This window comes from Pseudomonas sp. JC1203, from assembly GCF_056175065.1.
Window position 1 is genome coordinate 13,477 of record NZ_JBWCAM010000021.1, and the last position, 21,946, is coordinate 35,422.

The window sequence follows — 21,946 nt, forward strand, 5'->3', positions numbered from 1 at the left end:
AAACCCATGCAACTGATCTGGTTCCGCACTGACCTGCGCCTGCACGACAACACCGCCCTCGCCGCCGCCTGCGCCAAGGGCCCGACCCTGGCCGTGTGGCTGATCAGCCCGGGGCAATGGCAGCAGCATGATGACGCCGCCTGCAAGGTCGACTTCTGGCTGCGCAACATCAAACAACTGAGCGACCAGCTGGCGGAAAAACACATCCCACTGTTGATTCACACCGTCGACACCTGGGACCAGGCCCCGCAGGCGCTGGTGAAACTGTGCCAGCAGCACCAGGTTGAACAGGTGCACTGCAACGAGGAATACGGCGTACACGAAAGCCGCCGCGACGCGGCCGTGGCCCAAGCACTGGACGCCGCCGGCATCGGCTTCGCCAGCTACCTGGACCAGCTGCTGTTCCAGCCCGGCAGCATCCTCACCAAGACCGGCAACTATTTCCAGGTGTTCAGCCAGTTCCGCAAGGTCTGCTACGAGCGCCTGCACCACGGCATTCCCGCCGTGGTCCGCGCGCCCAAGGCCCAGGCGCCCGTACACATCGCCCGCGACAAGGTGCCCACCGAGGTGCACGGTTTCCCCACCCCGAGCGCCGCGCTGCAGGCGCTGTGGCCGGCTGGCGAGGACGAGGCCAAGCGCCGCCTGGACCAGTTCGTCGACGAGCCCATCGAGTATTACCAGCACGAGCGCGACATCCCCTCGCGGCCGGGCACCAGCCAGCTGTCGGCGTACCTGGCCGCGGGCGTGATCTCGCCGCGCCAATGCCTGCACGCTGCGCTCAACCACAACCACGGCGAATTCGACAGCGGCAACGTCGGCGCGGTGACCTGGATCAACGAGCTGCTGTGGCGCGAATTCTACAAGCACATCCTCGTCGGCTACCCGCGGGTGTCCATGCACCGCGCCTTCCGCAGCGAAACCGAGGCACTGGCCTGGCGCCACGCGCCGAAAGAGCTGGAAGCCTGGCAGCGCGGCCGCACCGGCATCCCCATCATCGACGCGGCGATGCGCCAGTTGCTGGAAACCGGCTGGATGCACAACCGCCTGCGCATGGTGGTGGCGATGTTCCTGACCAAAAACCTGCTGATCGACTGGCGCGAGGGCGAACGCTTCTTCATGCGCCACCTGATCGACGGCGACCTGGCCGCCAACAACGGCGGCTGGCAGTGGAGCGCCTCCACCGGCACCGACGCAGCGCCCTATTTCCGCATCTTCAACCCGCACAGCCAGTCGGCGCGCTTCGACGAGCATGGCGTATTCCTCAAGGAATGGCTGCCGGAACTGGCGGAGCTGGGCAGCAAGGAAATCCATAACCCGGCCGGCGCTGGCGGGCTGTTCGGGCCAGCGGACTACCCGCGGCCGATTGTCGACCTGGGCAAGAGCCGCGAACGCGCGCTCAGCGCCTTCAAGAACCTGCCGCAACGCCAAGTTTCCGGGGGCTACCATGGCTGACGTAGCACGACGTATCTGGCTGACCGGCGCCAGTAGTGGCCTCGGCGAGGCCATGGCCGAGGCGCTGCTGCAGGACGGCGCGCAGGTGGCAGTGAGTGCCCGTTCCGAAGGGCCGCTGCGCCTGCTGGAACGGCGCTTCCCTGGCCAGGTGCTGGTGGTGGCCGGCGACCTCACCGACCATGACCAGGTCAAGGCCATCGGCGCCAGCATCGAACAGGCCTGGGGCGCGCTGGACAGCGTGATCCTCAACGCCGGCACCTGCGAGTACGTCGACGCGCAGCACTTCGACGCACTGATTTTCGAGCGTGTCATCCGCACCAACCTGTTCGCCAGCAGCTACTGCATCGAGGCCGCCCTGCCGCTGCTGCGCAAGGGCGTGCGCCCGCACCTCACCGGCGTTGCCAGCGCGGTCACCTACCTGCCGCTGCCGCGCTCGGAAGCCTATGGCGCCTCCAAGGCCGGCCTGCGCTACCTGTTCGAATCGCTGCGGGTGGACCTGGCCCAGGAGCACATCGACGTGACGGTGGTCAGCCCCGGCTTCGTCGACACGCCGCTGACGCAGAAGAACGACTTCCCCATGCCCATGATGATCAGCGCCGAAGAAGCGGCCCGGCACATCGTCGAGCGCCTGGACAAGCGGCCGCTGGAAATTGCCTTCCCGGCGCTGTTCATGACCGCCCTGTGGCCCCTGTCGCGGCTGCCCGCGCGGCTGAAGTTGATCATTGGCAAACGCATGGTCCGCTCCGGCCCCGCGCAAGGGGATGCCTGATGAAAATAGCCGTGATCGGCAGCGGTATTGCCGGCCTGACCAGCGCCTACCTGCTCAGCCGCCAGCACCAGGTGGAGGTGTTCGAAGCCTCCTCGTGGATTGGCGGGCACACCCACACCCTGGACATCGAGCACCAGGGCCGGCAGTACGCGATCGATACCGGCTTCATTGTCTTCAACGAGTGGACCTACCCCAACTTCATCGCCCTGCTGGGCCAGTTGGGCGTGCCCTTCAAGGCCACCGAGATGAGCTTTTCGGTGAGCGACCCGCGCAGCGGCCTGGAATACAACGGCAACAACCTCAACAGCCTGTTCGCCCAGCGCCGCAACCTGCTGTCGCCCGCCTTCTGGGGCATGCTCAAGGACATCCTGCGCTTCAACCGCGAGGCCGTGGCTGACCTGGCCAGCCACCGCATCACCGCGCAGACCACCCTGGGCCAGTACCTGCGCACCAAAGGCTATGGCCAGCGGTTCATCAACCATTACATCGTGCCCATGGGCGCCGCCATCTGGTCCATGTCGCTGCAGGACATGCTCGGTTTTCCGTTGCAGTTCTTCGTGCGCTTCTTCAAGAACCACGGCCTGCTCTCGGTCACCCATCGCCCGCAATGGTTCGTGGTGGAAGGCGGCTCCAGCCGCTACGTCGCGCCCCTGACCGCAAGCTTCGCCGAGCACATCCACCTCAATTGCGCGGTCAGCCAGGTGGCGCGTGACGCCGACGGCGTGACCGTGCACAGCCCGCGCGGCGCCGAGCGCTTCGACAAGGTGGTGTTCGCCTGCCACAGCGACCAGGCCCTGGCGCTGCTGGCCGCGCCGAGCGAAGCCGAGCAGCAGATCCTCGGCGCCCTTCCCTACGCCGACAACGACGTGGTGCTGCACACCGATACCCGCCTGCTGCCCACCCGGCCGCTGGCCTGGGCCAGCTGGAACTACCGCCTCGACGGCAGCGGCCAGGCCGCCGCCGTGACCTACGACATGAACATCCTGCAAGGCCTGCAAGGCCCCAGCACGTTCTGCGTAAGCCTCAACCAGAGCGCCGCCATCGACCCGGCCAAAGTGCTGGCGCGCTACACCTACGCCCACCCGCAATACAGCCTGGCGGGCATGGCCGCGCAGGCGCGCTGGCAGGAACTGCACGGCGCGCACCATACCTATTACTGCGGCGCCTACTGGGCCAACGGTTTTCACGAAGATGGCGTCACCAGCGCCCTGCGCGTGGCCCACGCATTCGGGGAAGCCTTATGAACAGCGCCCTGTACAGCGGCTGGGTGAGCCACCGGCGGTTCGCGCCGCGCGGCCACCAGTTCCGCTACCGCATCGGCCTGCTGTACCTGGACCTGGCCGAACAGGCCCAGGTGCTGGGACTGTCGCCGTTGGCAGGGCACAGCCGCTGGGCGCCGTTCGCCTTTCGCGAAAGCGACTACCTGCGCGAGCACACTGCCAGTGGCATGCCGCTGGCCGACGCCGTGCGCCAGTGCGTGGCCGCCGCCCTGGGCTTCGTGCCCGATGGCGCCATCCGCCTGCTGACCCAGGCGCGCAGCTTCGGCCTGGCGTTCAACCCGGTCAGCTTCTTCTACTGCTTCGATGCGCAGGAAAAACTGGTGGCCATCCTCTGCGAAGTCACCAACACCCCGTGGCGCGAGCGTTATCACTATGTACTGCCGGCCGAGGGCGAAGGGTTTCAGCACTTCGCCGTGGCCAAGGCTTTCCACGTCTCGCCGTTTTTGCCCCGCGACCTGGAATACCGCATGAGCTTCAGCCCCCCGGCGCAGCGCCTGGGCGTGCACATGGCCGACTGGCAGGGCGAGGCCAAGGTGTTCGACGCCACCCTCACCCTGCACCGCCAGGCCATGAGCCGCGGCAACCTGCACCGCCAGCTGCTGGCCTTCCCCTGGATGACCGCCAAGACCTGCCTGGCCATCTACTGGCAGGCCCTGCGCCTGGCGCTAAAACGCATTCCCATCGTCAACCACAGTAGCGCGCAGGGTTCATATCGCGCCGCCACCGCTCAAGCAAAGGAACGACGCCATGAATAGTTTCTCGGCCAAGGCCACACCGTTCAGCACTTACGGCCTGACCAGCGCCTTGCTGCGCCGTGGCGTGCTGCGGCAATTGCAGGCACTGCGCCACGGCCAGCTGCTGATCGTGGAAGGCGACGAACGCCTGCAATTCGGCAACCCCAACTCGCCCCTGGTGGCGGAAATTCACGTGCAGGACGCCTCGGCCTGGGGCCTGGTGGCCAGCGGTGGCTCCATCGGCGCCGGCGAGGCGTTTATCCATGGCTACTGGACCAGCCCGGACCTGACGGCGGTGGTGCGCGTGTTCGTCAGCAACCTCGACGTGCTGGACGCCATGGAAGGCGGCCTGGCGCGCCTCAGCCGGCCGCTGGTGCGCGGCCTGCATTGGCTGAACCGCAACACCCGCAAGGGTTCGCAGAAGAACATCGCCGCCCACTATGACCTGGGCAATGACCTGTTCGAACAGTTTCTCGACCCGACCATGATGTACTCCGCCGCGCAATTCACCCGCGCCGACGACAGCCTGGAACAGGCGCAGCTGAACAAGCTGGAGCGCATCTGCCAGAAACTGGCGCTCACCCCCAGCGACCACCTGCTGGAAATCGGCACCGGCTGGGGCAGCATGGCCCTGTACGCCGCCAGCCACTATGGCTGCCGGGTCACCACCACCACGCTGTCGAAAGAGCAGTACGACTATACCCGGCAGCGCATCGACGCCCAGGGCCTGCAAGACCGCGTGACCCTGCTGCTGTCCGACTACCGTGACCTCACCGGCAGCTATGACAAGCTGGTGTCCATCGAGATGATCGAAGCCGTGGGTCATCGTTTCCTGCCCACCTACTTCCAGAAATGCGCGGCGCTGCTCAAGCCCGATGGCGTGATGCTGCTGCAGGCCATCACCATCCGCGAGCAGCGCTACGAGCAGGCCCGGCACAGCGTCGACTTCATTCAGCGCTACATCTTCCCCGGCGGCGCGCTGCCGTCGGTGCAGGGCATGCTGCAGATTGTCGGCCGCGACACCGACATGAACCTGCTGCACATGGAAGACTTCGGGCTGCACTACGCGCGCACCCTGCGCCTGTGGCACGACAACTTCCGCCGCGCCCACAACCGCCTGCGCGAGCTGGGCTACGACGAATACTTCCTGCGCCTGTGGGAGTTCTACCTGTGCTACTGCGAGGGCGGCTTCCTGGAGCGCACCATCGGCACCGCGCAACTGCTGCTGGCCAAGCCGGCGGCGCAACCGCAACCCCTGCTCGGGCGCTTCAATGCTTGAGAAGGTCGCCAACGCCGTGCTGTTCCAGGCCGGCTGGTTCGCCTGCGTGCTGGGCGGCAACAGCGGCTGGTTGATGCTGGCCCTGGTGATTCTGGTAGGGCACTGGTTCTGGCACGGCGACGGCCGCCTGATGATCGAAGCCTTTGCCCTTGGCGTGCTGGTGGACAGCGGCCTGATGTGGCTGAAGGTCTACGATTTTCACCCCAACGGCTGGCTGCTGCCCATGTGGCTGGCCTTGCTGTGGCCGTTGCTGGCCACCACCTTGCGCCATTGCCTGGCCTGGACCGCACGGCCGTGGTGGCTGGCGGCGGGCTTGGGCGCGGTGGCCGGGCCGCTGTCGTATTACGCAGGGGGAAGGATGGCGGGGGTGGGTTTTCCGTATGGCGTGCTGCCGACCCTGTTGGGGTTGGCGGTGTTGTGGGCGGGGGTGTTCGTGTTGCTGCAACAGCGCGCCAATCCCTGACGCGGCCTTCGGCCGCTGCTACGGGGTTCGTGTAGCAGCTGCCGAAGGCGGCGTCAGCGATTGCCGGACGCTCAGAAATTCAACGGCATCCGGTAGTTGATCGAATAGGCTTCGATGCCATCGTTCGGCTCTTTGATGCCGGCGTTGGAATAGTGGATCGCGCGAATCGACACTTCCTGATTGCCCGCGAAGCGCAGGCCGAAGCCGATGCGGTCTTCGAAGTTGAAAGCGGTGCCCAGTTTGTTGTCATCCACCTGCAGTTTCGAGAACACCGCCACGCCGATGCCCGCCTCCACGAACGGCTTCACCGCGCCGCCATCGAACTCATAACGAAACACCGGCGCGAACGACAGGGTGTGGTTCGAAGGCCCGTGGTTGGACGAACTCCAGTAGGTATAGCCGCCGTCCCAGTAACCGGTCAGGCGCCCGGTGCTGGTCTGGAACCAGCTTTGATCCCAATCCGATTGCAGCCCCAGGCGATACACCATCGCCCCGTCACCCGTGGACCCCACCGATACCGAACCATCCAGCGCCTGTGCCGCCATGCTTTGCCCCAGGGTAAACGCTGCAAGCGCAGCCAAGCCGAGCAGTTTCTTCATCAGAAAACATCCTATGTCTAATGCCGTTTTTTGGTTTTATGCGTCATGACTGACGAAACTTTAGAAATCCGGATCTCGATGATGGTTCATCGCCATATAGGGATTTTGTACGATTATTTATCGTACAAATCCACTAACAATGTCAGATTTTTCCCAAAGCATAGGCAGGATATTCTTGAAGTGTTGCGGATCAGCACTGGTCCAGAAATGCGCGGGCGCGGCCGGCCCTTCGGCCAGCAGCCCACGTTGCTGCAACAGGCGCTGCAGTTGGCGGGCGACTGCGGCACCGGTATCAATCAGGATAACGTTGCCAGGGATCATTTCCCGCAGCAGCGGCTTGAGGAAGGGGTAATGGGTGCAGCCCAGTATCAGCGTGTCGCAGCCCGCGGCCAGCAGTGGCGTCACGTAGTGCTGCAGCAAGGTGCGCAGGGCGTCACTGTGCAACTGGCCGGTCTCGATCAGTTCCACCAGGCCGGGGCACGGCTGGGTCACCACCTTCACATCGTTGGCGAAGCGGTCCAGCAGGGCGGCGAACTTGGCGCTCTGCAAGGTGCCGGTGGTGGCCAGCACGCCCACCACGCCACTGCGGGTAGCGGCCGCGGCCGGCTTTACCGCAGGCTCCATGCCCACGATGGGCCAGGCCGGGTAACGCTCGCGCAGGTCGGCCACCGCCGCCACGGTAGCGGTGTTGCAGGCCAGCACCAGCGCCTTGGCGCCCTGCTCACGGAAGAATTCGGCCACCGCCACGCAGCGCTCACGGATGAACGCCGGGGACTTTTCGCCGTAGGGGATATGGCCGCAATCGGCCACGTACAGCAGGGATTCGTTGGGCAGCAGCGCACGGATTTCACCCAGCACCGACAAGCCGCCGACGCCGGAATCGAAGACCCCGACCGGCGCTTCAGCCATGGGCCGGCCCACACACGCTGCACGCCGGGTCGCGCTTGACCCGCAGCTCGCGGAAGCGTGTACCCAGGGCATCCACCAGCAGTAGGCGGCCCACCAGCGGGTCGCCGAAACCGGCCAGCAGTTTCAGGGCTTCAAGGGCTTGCAAGCTGCCTACCAGCCCTACCAACGGGCCCACCACGCCGGCCTCGCTGCAGGTCAGCTCGGCTTCACTGCCATGCCCGTACAGGCAGTGGTAGCAAGGGCTTTCCGGGCGGCGCGGGTCGAATACCGACAATTGCCCTTCCAGGCGAATGGCCGCGCCGCTCACCAGCGGTTTGCCGGCCGCCACGCACGCGGCGTTGACCGCCTCGCGGGTGCCGAAGTTGTCGGAGCAGTCCAGCACCAGGTCCACGGCGGCGACCGCAGCGGCCAGGGAATCTTCATCCAGGGCGGTGCGATGGGCCACCAGCGTGACCTGCGGGTTGATCGCCTCAAGGCGCTGCAGCGCCGAGTCGACCTTGCTCATGCCCACGCTGGAGGTGTCGTGCAACACCTGGCGCTGCAGGTTAGTGAGGTCGACCGTGTCGAAGTCGGCCAGGTGCAGTTCCCCCACGCCGGCGGCCGCCAGGTACAACGCCACCGGCGAACCCAGGCCACCCAGGCCGACGATCAGCGCGCGGCTGGCCTTGAGCTTCAACTGGCCGGCGATGTCTACCTGTGACAACAGCACCTGGCGGCTGTAGCGCAGCAGCTCGTCGTCGCTCAGCATGCCAGGCGCCCGAGGGTGATGCGCTCATGGCCGCCGAGGTCTTCGCGGCTCTCGATCTGTTCGAAATCGTGCTTGGCCAGCAGCTCGCGCACCGCAGCCGCCTGGTCGTAACCGTGCTCCAGCAGCAGCCAGCCACCCGCCTGCAGGTGCGCGGGTGCCTGGGCGACGATAACCCGCAGGTCATCCAGCCCGTCGTCACCGGCCACCAGCGCGCTGGCAGGCTCGAAGCGCACGTCACCCGCCACCAGGTGCGGGTCGGCGGCGCGAATGTACGGCGGGTTGCTGATGATCATCTCGAAGCGCTCGCCTTGCAGGGCGCCGAACCAGTGGCTTTCCAGCACCCGCACGTTGCCCAGGCGCAGGCGCTCGCGGTTGCGCTCGGCCAGGGCCACGGCCTCGGCCACGCGGTCCACCGCCGTTACCTGCCAGCCGCCGCGCTCGCTGGCCAGGGCCAGGGCAATGGCGCCGGTGCCGGTGCCCAGGTCCAGGACCCTGGCAGGCGTTGCCGGCAGCAGCTCGAGTGCGGTTTCCACCAGCAGCTCGGTGTCCGGCCGCGGGATCAGCGTGTGCGGGGCCACTTCCAGGTCCAGCTTCCAGAACCCCTGCTGGCCGAGAATGTAGGCCACCGGCTCGCCTTGGCGGCGCCGTTGCAGGTAGTCGTCGAAGGTCGCCGCCGCCTCGGTGGTGACAATGCGCTCCGGCCAGGTGTGCAGGTAGCTGCGGTTCTTGCCCAGGGCTGCCGCCAGCAGCAATTCGATGTCCAGGCGCGCCGTCGGGGACTCCGGCAGTTCGGCGCTTCTGAGCAGACTGGCAATGATCGTCATTTACTCACCCAATGCCGCAAGTTGATCCGCCTGGTATTCGGCCAGCAGCGGTTCGATCACCGCGTCGACACCACCGGCCATGATTTCGTCCAGGGAATACAGGGTCAGGTTGACACGGTGGTCAGTCACCCGGCCCTGCGGGAAGTTGTAGGTACGGATGCGCTCGGAACGGTCGCCCGAGCCCACCAGCAGCTTGCGCTCGCTGGCGATGGCGTTGGCGGCGGCGCTGGTCTGCATGTCGTTGAGCTTGGCCGACAGCCAGGCCATGGCGCGCGCCCGGTTCTTGTGCTGCGAGCGCTCTTCCTGGCATTCCACCACCGTGCCGGTTGGCAAGTGGGTGATGCGGATGGCCGAGTCGGTGGTGTTGACGTGCTGGCCGCCAGCGCCCGACGAGCGGAAGGTGTCGACGCGCAAGTCGGCCGGGTTGATCTCGATGGCCACGCGCTCGTCGGGCTCGGCCAGTACGGCCACGGTGCACGCCGAGGTGTGGATACGGCCCTGGGACTCGGTTTCCGGCACACGCTGCACGCGATGGGCACCGGACTCGAATTTCAGCTTGCCGTAGACGTTCTCGCCCTCGACCCGGGCGATCACCTCTTTATAACCGCCGTGCTCACCTTCGTTTTCCGACAGGATCTCCACCCGCCAGCCACGCTTCTCGGCGTAGCGCGAGTACATGCGGAACAGGTCGCCGGAGAAGATCGCCGCCTCGTCGCCACCGGTGCCGGCGCGGATCTCGAGGAACACGTTGCGGCTGTCGTTGGGGTCCTTGGGCAGCAGCATGCGCTGCAAGTCGCCTTCCAGCACCTGCAGTTGCTCCTTGGCTTCGCGCACTTCCTCGACGGCCATCTCGCGCATGTCGGGGTCACTGTCCTTGAGCAGGGCCTGGGCGCCTTCCAGGTCGTCCTGCACCTTGCACCAGGCCTGGTAGCCGGCCACGATCGGCTCCAGCTCCGCGTATTCACGGGAGAAGGCGCGGAAACGGGCCTGATCGGAAATGATCTCGGCGTCGCCCAACAGGGCGGTCAGTTCCTCGAAACGATCCTGGATCGTGTCCAGTTTGTTGATCAGTGACGCTTTCATTGCGGGGGTTTATCCGTGGGGCCCTCGTTGAGGGCAAAGAGTTCCTGGGCCATGGCCAGCGCATCGAGGCGGCCTTCGGCAGACAGCTTTTTAAGCTGCACGCTTGGTGCGTGCAGCAATTTGTTGGTCAGCCCGCGGGCCAATTGCACCAGCACCTCTTCGGCGCTGCTGCCGTTGGCCAGCAACCGCTGGGCCTTTTGCAATTCTTCGTCGCGCAGGCGTTCGCTCTGTTGGCGGTACGCCTTTAGCACGTCCACCGCCGCCAGCTCGCGCAGGCGCGCCATGAAATCGTCGACGCCACCGCTGACCAGTTGCTCGGCCGCCTGGGCTGCGCCCTGGCGACTCTTGAGGTTCTCGGCCACCACGTCGTGGAGGTCGTCGACGCTGTAGAGGTAAACGTCGTCCAACTCGCCGACTTCTGGCTCGATATCGCGCGGTACGGCGATGTCCACCATGAAAATCGGCTTGTGCTTGCGCAGCTTCAGCGCGCTTTCCACCGCGCCCTTGCCCAGGATCGGCAACTGGCTGGCAGTGGAGCTGATGACGATGTCGCTGTTCACCAGTTCCTGTGGAATGTCGGACAGCAACACCGCGTGGGCACCGAACTGCGCTGCCAGGGTACTGGCGCGCTCCAGGGTCCGGTTGGCTACCACAATGCGCTTCACGCCCTGCTCATGCAGGTGGCGGGCAACCAGGGTGATGGTCTCGCCGGCGCCGATCAACAGGGCCTGGCTGCGCTGCAAGTCGCTGAAAATCTGTTTGGCCAGGCTGACGGCGGCAAACGCCACCGACACCGGGTTCTCGCCGATGGCCGTGTCGGTGCGCACCTGCTTGGCGGCACTGAACGTGGCCTGGAAAAGCCGGCCCAGCAGCGGGCCAATGGTACCCGCCTCGCGGGCCACGGCATAGGCGGACTTCATCTGGCCCAGGATCTGCGGCTCGCCCAGCACCAGCGAGTCGAGCCCGGAGGCCACGCGCATCATGTGGCGCACAGCCGCATCGTCCTCGTGCACGTAGGCACTGGCACGCAATTCGTCGTAGCTGAGCTTGTGATAGTCGGCCAGCCAGCGCAGCACGGTCTCTGCGGCCAGGTGGTCCTGCTCTATATAAAGCTCGCTACGGTTGCAGGTAGAGAGGATCGCAGCTTCGCGGCTGTCAGTCAGGCGGCAGAGCTGCTGCAAGGCTTCGACCAGCTGCTCGGGAGTGAAAGCCACGCGTTCGCGCACATCCACCGAGGCAGTCTTATGGTTGATACCGAGGGCAAGGAAGGCCATTCAAGGTCGCTGATGATGTCGATAAGCCGACAATTGTCCTACTTAGTCCGCCCCAGAACAACTACCGCAGTCTATTGTCCTAATAGTCTACCCCCGCAGGTGCCATCGCTTATGGGTTTGCCCACAGGCTTGTGTCATGATGATCCGACCGCAGGTAAGTCGCCAAAACTCCCTATGAATAGATCCTCCGCGTTGTTCCTAGCTTTTGTCTTGCTCAACGGTTGCCAGGCCTGGCAACCCGGCAAGCACCAAGACACCGCCGCTGTCCAGGACAGTACTCCCAAGCCTGCCGAGAAACCGGTGGTGTACGGCTCGTTCACTGAAGACACCGTCTTCAGCCTGTTGACGGCGGAGCTGGCTGGCCAGCGCAACCGCTTTGACATCGCCCTGGACAACTACGTGGATCAGGCGCGCAAGACCGGCGACCCTGGCGTTTCCGAGCGCGCGTTCCGCATTGCCGAATACGTGGGCGCCGATCAGGCAGCCCTGGACACCGCGCTGCTGTGGGCGAAAAACGCGCCCAAGGACCTCGACGCCCAACGCGCCGCCGCCATCCAGCTGGCGCGCAATGGCCGCTACGACGAGTCCATGGTGTACATGGAGAAAGTGCTGCAGGGCCAGGGCGACACTCATTTCGACTTCCTGGCACTGTCGGCCGCCGACACCGACCAGGACACCCGCAACGGCCTGCTGCAAAGTTTCGACCGCCTGCTGGCCAAATACCCGAAGAACAGCCAACTGCTGTTCGGCAAGGCCCTGCTGTTGCAGCAGGACGGCGACAACCAGGGCGCCCTGACGCTGCTGGAGAACAACCCGCCGCAGGAAGGCGAAATCGCCCCTATCCTGCTGCACGCACGCTTGCTGCAACTGCTGGACCGCGGCAAGGAAGCGGTGCCGCTGCTGGAAAAAAGCCTGCGCAAATACCCCGACGACAAACGCCTGCGCCTGACTTACGCGCGCATGCTGGTGGAACAGAACCGCATGGCCGACGCCAAGGTGCAGTTCGCAAGCCTGGTGCAGCAGTACCCCGAGGACGACGAACTGCGCTATTCCCTGGCCCTGGTGTGCCTGGAAGCGAAAGCCTGGGACGAAGCCGCCGTGTACCTGCATGAACTGGTGGACCGTGGCGCCCACGTCGACTCTGCGCACCTGAACCTGGGCCGCATCGCCGAGGAAAAAGGCGACCCGCAGGGCGCCCTGGCCGAGTACGCGCAAGTGGGCGGCGGCAACGACTACCTGCCTGCGCAGCTGCGCCAGGCTGACATCCTGATGGCCAGCGGCCGCGTGGCCGAGGCGCGCAAACGCCTGGCCGATGCCCGCGATGCCCAGCCCGACTACGCCATCCAGCTGTACCTGGTGGAAGCCGAAACCCTGGCCAACAACAATCAGCAGGACGCCGCCTGGCAACTGCTGGCCAAGGCGCTGACGCAGTACCCCGACGACCTGAACCTGCTGTACACCCGCGCCATGCTGGCGGAAAAACGCAACGACCTGAAGCAGATGGAGGCCGACCTGCGCGCCATCATCAAGCGCGAGCCCAACAACGCCATGGCACTCAACGCCCTGGGCTACACCCTGTCGGACCGCACCACGCGCTACGCCGAAGCGAAAGAACTGATCGAACGCGCCCACAGCATCAACCCCGATGACCCCGCCGTGCTCGACAGCCTGGGCTGGGTCAATTACCGCCTGGGCAACCTCGACGAAGCCGAGCGCCTGCTGCGCCAGGCCCTGGCCGCCTTCCCCGACCAGGAAGTGGCCGCCCACCTGGGTGAAGTGCTGTGGGCCAACGGCAAGCAGCGCGAAGCCCGCGAGATCTGGGCCAAGTACCTGAAAGAACCCGCCGAGAGCCCTACCCTGCGCGCCACCGTGCTGCGCCTGACCGGATCCGAGACTCTATAACCTTATGTTTTTGCGCCACGTCATCACCTTCAGCCTGATCGCCCTGCTCGCCGGCTGTACCGGCTTCGGTACCCGCGAAGCCCTGCAGGGCCAGGGCAACCCGCAACAATGGAGCGCCCACAAGGCGCAACTGACCCAGCTGGACGGCTGGCAGATCGACGGCAAGGTCGGCATTCGCGCGCCCAAGGACTCGGGCAGCGGCACCCTGTTCTGGCTGCAACGCCAGGACTATTACGATATTCGCCTGTCCGGCCCATTGGGCCGCGGCGCCGCACGCCTGACCGGGCGCCCGGGCCAGGTAGTGCTGGAAGTCGCCAACCAGGGCCGCTACGAAGCAGCCTCCCCCGAACAATTGCTGGGTGAACAACTGGGCTGGGACCTGCCGGTATCGCACCTGGTGTGGTGGGTGCGCGGCCTGCCAGCGCCCGACACCAAAAGCAAGCTGACCCTGGACGGCGACAGCCGCCTGGCCAGCCTGGAACAGGATGGCTGGAGCGTCGAATACCTCAGCTACACCGAGCAGAACGGCTACGTCCTGCCCGAGCGCATCAAGCTGCACGGCAAGGACCTGGACGTGACCCTGGTGGTCAAGTCCTGGCAGCCACGGCAACTGGGGCACTGACATGACCCAGCCACGCCTGACCCTGCCTGCCCCGGCCAAGCTCAACCTGATGTTGCACATCCTGGGCCGCCGCGCCGACGGCTACCATGAGCTGCAAACCCTGTTTCAATTCCTCGACCATGGTGACGAACTGCAATTCGCCGTGCGCCAGGATGGCGAAATTCGCCTGCATACTGAAATCGACGGTGTGCCCCACGACAGCAACCTGATCGTGAAAGCCGCGCGCAAACTGCAGGCCCTGACCGGCACCGCGCTGGGCGCCGACATCTGGTTGCAGAAAGTGCTGCCCATGGGCGGCGGCATTGGCGGCGGCAGTTCCGATGCCGCCACCACCCTGCTGGGCTTGAACCATCTGTGGAACACCGGCGCAAGCATCGACAGCCTGGCCACGCTAGGCCTGGCGCTGGGCGCCGACGTGCCGGTATTCGTCCGCGGCCACGCCGCTTTCGCCGAGGGCGTGGGCGAAATTCTCACCCCGGCCGAGCCCGAAGAGCCGTGGTACCTGGTACTGGTTCCGCAAGTCTCTGTTAGTACAGCAGAAATTTTTTCAGATCCGTTGTTGACACGCGATTCACTTCCCATTAAAGTGCGCCCCGTTCCCAAGGGAAACAGCAGAAATGACTGCGAAGCGGTAGTCACAAGACGTTATCCAGAAGTACTTAACGCCTTGAATTCACTGAAGAAATTTGGTGATGGACGACTCACCGGAACTGGAAGTTGTGTGTTTGGGGCCTTCCCAAGCAAAGCGGAAGCTGATAGAGTTTCGCACCTTCTTGCAGATACCCTTACAGGGTTTGTAGCCAAAGGCAGCAACATCTCAATGTTGCACCGTAAACTACAGAGTCTGTCACAGGAAGCGAGTGCTGGGCACTCGTAGCAACAGATACAGGGGCGTCGCCAAGCGGTAAGGCAGCAGGTTTTGATCCTGCCATGCGTTGGTTCGAATCCAGCCGCCCCTGCCATTTTCCTTATACTCATCCAGGTATACCCTCAGCCGGCAGGTACTGCGCGTGTCCAAGATGATGGTCTTTACGGGGAACGCTAACCCCGATCTGGCTCGGCGTGTAGTACGTCAGCTGCATATCCCACTGGGTGATGTCTCTGTCGGTAAGTTCTCCGACGGCGAAATCAGCACTGAGATTAATGAAAACGTCCGCGGTAAAGACGTCTTTATCATTCAGCCGACTTGCGCTCCGACGAACGATAACCTGATGGAACTGGTTGTGATGGCCGATGCCTTCCGCCGCTCCTCAGCGTCCCGAATCACTGCGGTGATTCCTTACTTTGGTTATGCCCGCCAGGATCGCCGTCCGCGTTCCGCACGTGTTGCCATCAGCGCGAAAGTCGTTGCTGACATGCTCACCGTGGTGGGGATCGACCGTGTTCTCACGGTAGATCTGCATGCTGACCAAATCCAGGGTTTCTTCGATATTCCGGTAGATAACATCTACGGCTCCCCCGTTCTGGTGGATGACATCGAAGATCAACGCTTCGAGAACCTGATGATCGTGTCCCCGGACATCGGCGGCGTCGTGCGTGCACGTGCTGTTGCCAAGTCCCTGGGCGTTGATCTGGGTATCATCGACAAGCGCCGTGAGAAAGCCAATCACTCTGAAGTGATGCATATCATCGGCGACGTCGAAGGGCGTACCTGTATTCTGGTCGATGACATGGTCGACACCGCAGGCACCCTGTGCCACGCGGCGAAAGCCCTGAAAGAGCATGGCGCTGCCAAGGTCTTTGCCTACTGCACACACCCTGTGCTGTCGGGCCGGGCAATCGAGAACATTGAAAATTCCGTGCTGGACGAGCTGGTGGTCACTAACACCATCCCGCTGTCCGCTGCAGCACAAGCCTGTGTACGTATCCGCCAACTGGATATCGCACCGGTTGTTGCCGAGGCGGTCCGCCGCATCAGCAATGAAGAATCGATCAGCGCGATGTTCCGCTAAGGGCCCTGCCCTGCGAACACTTCGTTGACGAAAAGCGCCCCGCCCCAACACTTCCGTTGGGGCGGGGCTTTTTTGCCCATCCCGGTTTGACGCTGGTCGCAAACGTTACCCGGGCATGGCTATTTTGGAGATGTAAAATGACTGATTTCATTCTGAACGCACAAGCGCGTACCGACCTGGGGAAAGGTGCGAGCCGCCGCCTGCGTCGTCTCGCCTCCCAAGTCCCAGCCGTAATCTACGGTGGCGACAAGGAAGCTGAATCCGTAAGCATCCTGGCTAAAGAACTGGCCAAGCTGTTCGAAAACGAAGCTGCCTACAGCCACGTTATCGAACTGAATGTTGACGGCGCCAAGCAAAACGTCGTGGTCAAGGCCATGCAGCGTCACCCAGCCAAGCAGTTCATCCTGCACGCCGACTTCGTTCGCGTTGTTGCCGGCCAGAAACTGACCGCTATCGTTCCTGTGCACTTCATCAACGAAGAAGCGCCAGTGAAGAAAGGCGGCGAGATCTCCCACGTTGTGAACGAGATCGAAGTTTCCTGCGAAGCCAAAGACCTGCCTGAATTCATCGAAGTCGACCTGGCCAACGCCGAAATCGGTTCGATCATTCACCTGTCCGACCTCAAAGCCCTGAAAGGCGTTGAGTTCGTAGCCCTGGCTCACGGCAACGACCTGGCTGTTGCCAACGTCCACGCTCCACGTGTAGCTCCAGAAGCTGAAGGCGCTGCAGAGTAATTTTACTCGGCAAGCCGGAGTTGTAATGACATCGCGGTAGCATGAGCGGACGAGATCGCGAAGTTTACACAACCGCCCTCGTCCACTTGTGCCACCGGCCCTGCCGGTGGCGATGTTCAATTCGATTCCAAGGAAGAGCCCCTGTCGTGACCGCCATTCAACTGATCGTTGGCCTGGGAAACCCTGGCCAGGAATACGAACAGACCCGGCATAACGCAGGGGCTCTTTTCGTTGAACGCGTAGCTGCCAAATACGGCGCAAGCCTGGTAGCCGACCGCAAGTATTTCGGCCTGACGGCGCGTTTCAGCCATCAGGGCCATGATGTTCGCCTACTGATCCCCACCACCTACATGAACCGTAGCGGCCAGGCCGTAGCGGCCCTGGCGAATTTCTACCGCATTCCGGTAGACGCCATTCTGGTGGCCCACGACGAACTCGACCTGCCCCCCGGCGTTGCCAAGCTCAAATTGGGCGGCGGCCATGGCGGGCACAACGGCTTGCGCGACATCATCGCGCAGCTGGGCAACAACAACGGCTTCCACCGTCTGCGGCTTGGCATTGGCCACCCGGGTGTAGCCAGTCAGGTATCCAACTTTGTCCTGGGCCGGGCGCCACGCGCCGAGCAGGATAAACTGGACGCCAGTATCGATTTTGCCCTCGGCGTGTTGCCGGATATCTTCGCCGGCGAGTGGAATCGCGCGATGAAAAACCTGCACAGCCAAAAGGCCTGACTCCACGAAGAGGGAATCACCATGGGTTTCAATTGCGGTATCGTCGGCCTGCCCAACGTCGGCAAGTCCACTCTGTTCAACGCCCTGACCAAATCGGGTATCGCGGCCGAGAACTTCCCCTTCTGCACCATCGAGCCCAACAGCGGTATCGTGCCGATGCCGGACCCGCGCCTGGCTGCCCTGGCTGCCATCGTCAACCCCAAGCGCATCCTGCCCACCACCATGGAATTCGTCGACATCGCAGGCCTTGTGGCCGGCGCCTCGAAAGGTGAAGGCCTGGGCAACAAGTTCCTGGCCAACATCCGCGAAACCGATGCCATCGCCCACGTGGTCCGCTGCTTCGAAGACGAGAACGTGATTCACGTCTCCAACAGCGTCGACCCCAAGCGCGACATCGAGATCATCGACCTGGAGCTGATCTTCGCCGACCTCGACAGCTGCGAGAAGCAACTGCAGAAAGTTGCGCGCAACGCCAAGGGTGGCGACAAGGACGCCGTGGTGCAGAAAGGCCTGCTGGAGCAACTAATCGCCCACTTCACCGACGGCAAGCCTGCGCGCAGCCTGATGAAGAACATGGGTGTTGACGAGAAGGCGGTCATCCGCGGCTTCCACCTGCTGACCTCGAAGCCGGTCATGTACATCGCCAACGTCGCCGAAGACGGCTTCGACAACAACCCGCACCTGGACGTGGTTCGCGCCATCGCCGAAGAAGAAGGCGCCATCGTGGTGCCGGTGTGCAACAAGATCGAAGCCGAAATCGCCGAGCTGGACGACGGCGAAGAGAAGGACATGTTCCTTGAGGCCCTGGGCCTGGAAGAGCCTGGCCTGAACCGCGTGATCCGCGCCGGCTACGAGCTGCTGAACCTGCAGACCTACTTCACCGCCGGCGTCGAGGAAGTACGCGCCTGGACCGTCAAGGTCGGCGCCACCGCGCCACAGGCCGCTGGCGTGATCCACACCGACTTCGAAAAAGGCTTCATCCGCGCCGAAGTGATCGCCTACAACGACTTCATCCAGTACAACGGTGAAGCGGGCACCAAGGAAGCCGGTAAATGGCGCCTGGAAGGCAAGGAATACATCGTCAAGGACGGCGATGTGATGCACTTCCGCTTTAACGTGTAAGCACGTTACAGCCATTCAAGAAGCCCCGGTCTCGCAAGAGCCGGGGCTTTTTTGTGGTATCCCTGTAGCAGCGGCCACCAGGCCGCATCCCCGGCACCGCGGTCCGTCAGCTACACCCCGGACGCGACCTGGCGGTCGCTGCTACACGAGCTAGCGCAGAGCCGTTATTAGCCGTTGCGGCAGCGGCTCCCCCCCACCCCAACAGACCACGGACATGGCCAAGAAAACCTCCCTCTTCGACGACCTCATCTTCCTCGCCAGCAAGCTCCCCTGGTGGTCCAGCCTGATCCTCGCCGTGGCCTCCGGTGTCTACCTGCACGGCGTGGCCACGGCGCCCACCGCCGTAGTCAGCGACGTGCAGCACCTGCAGTCGATAATGACCCAGACGCTGTTCAAGACCTTGGCCACGGCAGGCCAATACCTGCTGCCGCTGATCTTCGTCATCGGCGCCATCACCTCGGTCATTGGCCGCCGCAAGCGCCGCGAGCTGTTGAACACCGGGCATGCGGTGAACGACTTCACCTGGCAGGAATTCGAACTGCTGGTGGGCGAGGCGCTGCGCCGCCAGGGCTTCAGCATCGAGGAGCGCGGCGGCGCCGGGCCCGATGGTGGCGTGGACCTGATCGCCCGCAAGGAAGGCGAGAAATACCTGGTGCAGTGCAAGCACTGGCGAGCGCTGCAGGTGGGCGTGCCGGTGGTGCGCGAGCTGTACGGGGCCATGGCGGCGGAAGGCGCGGTGGGTGGCTTCGTGATTACCAGCGGCCGCTTCACCGAGCCTGCGCGTGAATTCGCCAGCGGCCGCAACCTCAAGCTGGTCGACGGCCGCCAGCTGCGGCGCTGGATTGCCGCGGCGCAGAAACAGACGGTGCAGGCGCCCAAGCCTGCCGCCGCCCCGGTGCCGCCACCCAAGGTCGAGCCGCAACCCAAGGCGCCGGCGTGCCCCCATTGCCGCAAACCCATGGTGATCAAGGTGGCGCGCACCGGCCGCAACGCCGGCGGCAACTTCTGGGGCTGCAGCGACTACCCCAAATGCCGCGGCATCCGCACCATCTTCCCGCAACCCCCGCCCCGTAGCAGCGGCCCCTAGGCCGCGTCCTGCCCCAACGCGCTCCCCAGGCAGACCGTGATGGGGCGGGACGCAGCCTTTGGCAGCTGCTACGGAATATTCAATTGATAAGCATTAGCAAATTTACTACTGTCGTGCCCTGCCCATTTCAAGCGATCGTGGAAGCCTCATGTTCGAATTGCGCTCCGTCAGCTTCAAAGTCCCTGGCCGCACCTTGCTGCAACCGCTGGACCTGCAGATTCCGCACGGCAAGATGATCGGCCTGATCGGCCACAACGGTTCGGGCAAGTCGACGCTGATCAAGTTGCTGGCGCGCCAGCAGGTGCCCGCCAGCGGCGAGATCGTGCTGGACGGCAAGCCGCTGCCGGCCTGGGGTAACCGCGATTTTGCCCAGCAGGTGGCGTACCTGCCGCAGCAGCTGCCGGCCGCCGACAACCTCACGGTGCGCGAGCTGGTGGGCTTTGGCCGCTACCCGTGGCACGGCGCGCTGGGGCGCTTCAGCGACGAAGACCGCGAGGCGGTGGAACGGGCTCTGGAGCTGACCCACATCAGCGCCTTCGCCGAGCGCCAGGTGGACCTGCTGTCCGGCGGCGAGCGCCAGCGCGTATGGCTGGCCATGCTGCTGGCTCAGAACAGCCGCTTCCTGCTGCTGGACGAACCCACCTCGGCGCTGGACATCGCCCACCAGGTGGAGGTGCTGTCGCTGGTGCACGACCTCAGCCGCCAGCTGGGCCTGGGTGTGCTGGTGGTGCTGCACGACGTCAACATGGCGGCGCGCTACTGCGACCACCTGCTGGCCCTGCACAGCGGCCGCCTGCTGGCCCAGGGCAGTCCCGCCGAGCTGATGCAGAGCGAGACCCTGGAGCGCATCTACGGCATACCCATGGGCGTGATGCGCCACCCCGGCGACGGCTCGCTGATCAGCTACCTCGACTCGCCGGCCACTGCAGCGGGTATGGCAGGCTGAAGGCTGCGCCCCTGGCCAGCGACAGGGCGCTGCCCCAACGCGCCGGGTCGAAGAGCATCTTGCGCATGGCGCTGTAGCAGGCCAGCGACGCCCAGATCATGTGCGCCTGCGCCCCCGTGGCCTTGGCTGGCACCGCATCGCTGACATTCACCACCGGCACCTGCACGCCGCGCCCGGCGAACGCTGCCTGGGCGCGGGCGGCGTTGTCGAATGGCACCACGCCGTCACGGTCGGTGCCGCACAGCATCATCGGCGTGCGTGGGGTCCAGTCCAGCGTGCTGTTGCGCGCCAGGTCTTGCTGGAACGGCGTGTTCGGTTGTTCGACAAAAGCCTTGGCGAATCCCGGCTGGCGCATATCATCGATCGAGCGCACCTGGTTGAACGGCGCCTGGCCGATCAGCGCGCGCAGGCCCAGCGGCCCAGGGAAAGCGCCCTGCACTGCCTGGGCATAAGGCGCCTTGAACACCTCTTCGGGCTGGCCATAGAGATTGCCGTACACCCGCTGCATGCCCACCACCGTATAGGCCAGCAAGTAGGGCGAGAGCTGATTGGGCCCGGCACTGGTGACGCCGTTCCACGACTCGCGGAAAGTGTGCGGCAGGTCATAGGCGCCGGACATCGGCGCGCTGGCCACCAGGTCGAATTCACCCAAATGGTCGCGCTCGATGGCGCGCTGGGTCGCCATGGTCACGTGGCCGCCCTGGGAGTAACCGCCAAGCATCACCTTGCCGGAAAAGCTCACGCCCAGCTGCGCACCGGCCAACCTTGCCGCCCGCAGGGCGTCGACCATGGTGCTGGCCTCGGAGTCGGCGTGCAGGTAGGGGTGGAAGGGATAGTGGGAGTTGCCCAGGCCCAGGTAGTCGCTGGCGATGACCACATAGCCACGGGCGGCGTAGACGGAGTTGAGGGGGTAGCCTGCGGAAGCGGCGGCCAGTTGCGCCTGTTGCCGGTGGCGATCGGTTTCGGTACCGCGGGCCCAGCCCAGCAGGGGCGCTGGTTGTTGGCAGGCGCTGCCGTCGGGCACCACCAGGGCGGCAGAGGCGTCGGCAGGTTCGCCCTTGACGCCGATGGTGCGGTATTGCACCGCCACCACTTTCACACCGCAGTCGACCTTGTCGACGAATGTCCTTCGGCTTTCCGTTGCCTGGTTGATCTGCGCGGCGCTGTAGCGCGCCACCTCCTTCACCTCCAGCAGCGTCCCGCGCTGCCCTGCCGTTTCATCCGCCTGGGCCGTTCCTGCGCCCAGCATGGCCAGCCACGTCGTTATTGCACACACATATCGGGTTCGATCAGACACTGAGGCTCCTTGGTTAAACGCTCCTGACAGGCAGCCTTCATGGCCACCAGTGGGAGCTGGCTTGCCAGCGAGCTATTAAAAGCTCGCTGGCAAGCCAGCTCCCACACCAGCACAGAGACGCGGGATGGCGCGGCGGCGC

General features: G+C 64.4%; 22 protein-coding genes and 1 tRNA gene. 16 read left to right on the forward strand and 7 right to left on the reverse strand.

Translation table 11 applies throughout. The features are described 5' to 3' along the window. Nucleotides 1-6: 6 nt before the first annotated feature. Genes phrB through AC0SZ7_RS25975 form a run of 6 tightly spaced genes read left to right on the forward strand, consistent with a single transcriptional unit; the run spans nucleotide 7 to nucleotide 5,977 of the window. A complete protein-coding gene (phrB, locus tag AC0SZ7_RS25950; protein WP_475507125.1) occupies nucleotides 7-1,452 on the forward strand; it encodes a deoxyribodipyrimidine photo-lyase in 1,446 nt (481 codons plus the stop codon). Continuing rightward, nucleotides 1,445-2,221 carry an SDR family NAD(P)-dependent oxidoreductase gene (locus AC0SZ7_RS25955; RefSeq protein WP_475507060.1) on the forward strand — a complete coding sequence of 259 codons (777 nt, stop codon included), beginning with the start codon at nucleotides 1,445-1,447 and terminating at the stop codon, nucleotides 2,219-2,221. The genes phrB and AC0SZ7_RS25955 overlap by 8 nt, the downstream gene beginning before the upstream one ends. Then, a complete protein-coding gene (locus AC0SZ7_RS25960; RefSeq protein WP_475507061.1) occupies nucleotides 2,221-3,465 on the forward strand; it encodes an NAD(P)/FAD-dependent oxidoreductase in 1,245 nt (414 codons plus the stop codon). Before AC0SZ7_RS25955 ends, AC0SZ7_RS25960 begins: the two co-directional genes overlap by 1 nt. Continuing rightward, nucleotides 3,462-4,256 carry a DUF1365 domain-containing protein gene (locus AC0SZ7_RS25965; protein WP_475507062.1) on the forward strand — a complete coding sequence of 265 codons (795 nt, stop codon included), beginning with the start codon at nucleotides 3,462-3,464 and terminating at the stop codon, nucleotides 4,254-4,256. Before AC0SZ7_RS25960 ends, AC0SZ7_RS25965 begins: the two co-directional genes overlap by 4 nt. Then, the gene (locus tag AC0SZ7_RS25970; protein WP_475507063.1) at nucleotides 4,249-5,514 is read left to right on the forward strand and encodes a class I SAM-dependent methyltransferase; all 1,266 of its coding nucleotides are present in this window, start codon (nucleotides 4,249-4,251) and stop codon (nucleotides 5,512-5,514) included. Before AC0SZ7_RS25965 ends, AC0SZ7_RS25970 begins: the two co-directional genes overlap by 8 nt. Next, the gene (locus AC0SZ7_RS25975; RefSeq protein WP_475507064.1) at nucleotides 5,507-5,977 is read left to right on the forward strand and encodes a DUF2878 domain-containing protein; all 471 of its coding nucleotides are present in this window, start codon (nucleotides 5,507-5,509) and stop codon (nucleotides 5,975-5,977) included. Before AC0SZ7_RS25970 ends, AC0SZ7_RS25975 begins: the two co-directional genes overlap by 8 nt. Nucleotides 5,978-6,048: 71 nt before the next feature. Here AC0SZ7_RS25975 and AC0SZ7_RS25980 read toward each other — a convergent pair whose 3' ends face one another. The 6 genes from AC0SZ7_RS25980 to hemA all read right to left on the reverse strand — a co-directional run bounded on the left by AC0SZ7_RS25980 (nucleotide 6,049) and on the right by hemA (nucleotide 11,414). Beyond that, complete coding sequence (locus AC0SZ7_RS25980; protein ID WP_475507065.1) at nucleotides 6,049-6,576, reverse strand: acyloxyacyl hydrolase; 528 nt, start codon at nucleotides 6,574-6,576, stop codon at nucleotides 6,049-6,051. A 117-nt stretch (nucleotides 6,577-6,693) separates the two neighbouring features. Beyond that, nucleotides 6,694-7,485, reverse strand: a complete 792-nt coding sequence (gene murI, locus AC0SZ7_RS25985; protein ID WP_475507066.1) for a glutamate racemase — start codon at nucleotides 7,483-7,485, stop codon at nucleotides 6,694-6,696. Then, entirely contained in the window at nucleotides 7,478-8,233 is a 756-nt protein-coding gene (locus AC0SZ7_RS25990) for a molybdopterin-synthase adenylyltransferase MoeB (RefSeq protein ID WP_475507067.1), read from the reverse strand. The genes murI and AC0SZ7_RS25990 overlap by 8 nt, the downstream gene beginning before the upstream one ends. After that, nucleotides 8,227-9,057, reverse strand: a complete 831-nt coding sequence (gene prmC, locus AC0SZ7_RS25995) for a peptide chain release factor N(5)-glutamine methyltransferase (RefSeq protein WP_475507068.1) — start codon at nucleotides 9,055-9,057, stop codon at nucleotides 8,227-8,229. The genes AC0SZ7_RS25990 and prmC overlap by 7 nt, the downstream gene beginning before the upstream one ends. Beyond that, entirely contained in the window at nucleotides 9,058-10,140 is a 1,083-nt protein-coding gene (gene prfA, locus AC0SZ7_RS26000; RefSeq protein ID WP_475507069.1) for a peptide chain release factor 1, read from the reverse strand. Further along, complete coding sequence (hemA, locus tag AC0SZ7_RS26005; protein WP_416422513.1) at nucleotides 10,137-11,414, reverse strand: glutamyl-tRNA reductase; 1,278 nt, start codon at nucleotides 11,412-11,414, stop codon at nucleotides 10,137-10,139. The genes prfA and hemA overlap by 4 nt, the downstream gene beginning before the upstream one ends. Nucleotides 11,415-11,588: 174 nt before the next feature. Between hemA and AC0SZ7_RS26010 the strand changes: the two genes are divergently transcribed. The 10 genes from AC0SZ7_RS26010 (at nucleotide 11,589) to AC0SZ7_RS26055 (ending at nucleotide 20,510) form a co-directional block, all read left to right on the forward strand. Then, entirely contained in the window at nucleotides 11,589-13,316 is a 1,728-nt protein-coding gene (locus AC0SZ7_RS26010) for a tetratricopeptide repeat protein (protein WP_475507070.1), read from the forward strand. A gap of 4 nt (nucleotides 13,317-13,320) precedes the next feature. Then, on the forward strand, nucleotides 13,321-13,938 hold the full coding sequence (gene lolB, locus AC0SZ7_RS26015; RefSeq protein WP_475507071.1) for a lipoprotein insertase outer membrane protein LolB: 618 nt from the start codon (nucleotides 13,321-13,323) through the stop codon (nucleotides 13,936-13,938). Nucleotide 13,939: 1 nt separating this feature from the next. After that, nucleotides 13,940-14,815 (forward strand): 4-(cytidine 5'-diphospho)-2-C-methyl-D-erythritol kinase, encoded by an 876-nt coding sequence (gene ispE / locus AC0SZ7_RS26020; RefSeq protein ID WP_475507072.1) that lies wholly within the window; start codon nucleotides 13,940-13,942, stop codon nucleotides 14,813-14,815. Between the two features lie 10 nt (nucleotides 14,816-14,825). Beyond that, nucleotides 14,826-14,900 (forward strand) — tRNA-Gln (locus tag AC0SZ7_RS26025). Between the two features lie 48 nt (nucleotides 14,901-14,948). Then, entirely contained in the window at nucleotides 14,949-15,890 is a 942-nt protein-coding gene (locus AC0SZ7_RS26030) for a ribose-phosphate pyrophosphokinase (RefSeq protein WP_008373254.1), read from the forward strand. A 137-nt stretch (nucleotides 15,891-16,027) separates the two neighbouring features. Beyond that, nucleotides 16,028-16,624 (forward strand): 50S ribosomal protein L25/general stress protein Ctc, encoded by a 597-nt coding sequence (locus AC0SZ7_RS26035; RefSeq protein ID WP_475507073.1) that lies wholly within the window; start codon nucleotides 16,028-16,030, stop codon nucleotides 16,622-16,624. Nucleotides 16,625-16,770: 146 nt separating this feature from the next. After that, nucleotides 16,771-17,355 carry an aminoacyl-tRNA hydrolase gene (pth, locus tag AC0SZ7_RS26040; protein ID WP_475507074.1) on the forward strand — a complete coding sequence of 195 codons (585 nt, stop codon included), beginning with the start codon at nucleotides 16,771-16,773 and terminating at the stop codon, nucleotides 17,353-17,355. A gap of 21 nt (nucleotides 17,356-17,376) precedes the next feature. Beyond that, nucleotides 17,377-18,477 (forward strand): redox-regulated ATPase YchF, encoded by a 1,101-nt coding sequence (gene ychF, locus AC0SZ7_RS26045; RefSeq protein ID WP_475507075.1) that lies wholly within the window; start codon nucleotides 17,377-17,379, stop codon nucleotides 18,475-18,477. Between the two features lie 214 nt (nucleotides 18,478-18,691). Continuing rightward, nucleotides 18,692-19,564 (forward strand): restriction endonuclease, encoded by an 873-nt coding sequence (locus AC0SZ7_RS26050; protein ID WP_475507076.1) that lies wholly within the window; start codon nucleotides 18,692-18,694, stop codon nucleotides 19,562-19,564. 148 nt (nucleotides 19,565-19,712) lie between these two features. Further along, the gene (locus AC0SZ7_RS26055; protein WP_475507077.1) at nucleotides 19,713-20,510 is read left to right on the forward strand and encodes an ATP-binding cassette domain-containing protein; all 798 of its coding nucleotides are present in this window, start codon (nucleotides 19,713-19,715) and stop codon (nucleotides 20,508-20,510) included. Here AC0SZ7_RS26055 and AC0SZ7_RS26060 read toward each other — a convergent pair. Next, the gene (locus tag AC0SZ7_RS26060; protein ID WP_475507078.1) at nucleotides 20,464-21,759 is read right to left on the reverse strand and encodes a lipase family protein; all 1,296 of its coding nucleotides are present in this window, start codon (nucleotides 21,757-21,759) and stop codon (nucleotides 20,464-20,466) included. The two genes, AC0SZ7_RS26055 and AC0SZ7_RS26060, sit on opposite strands and share 47 nt — an antisense overlap. Between the last annotated feature and the right edge of the window lie 187 nt (nucleotides 21,760-21,946).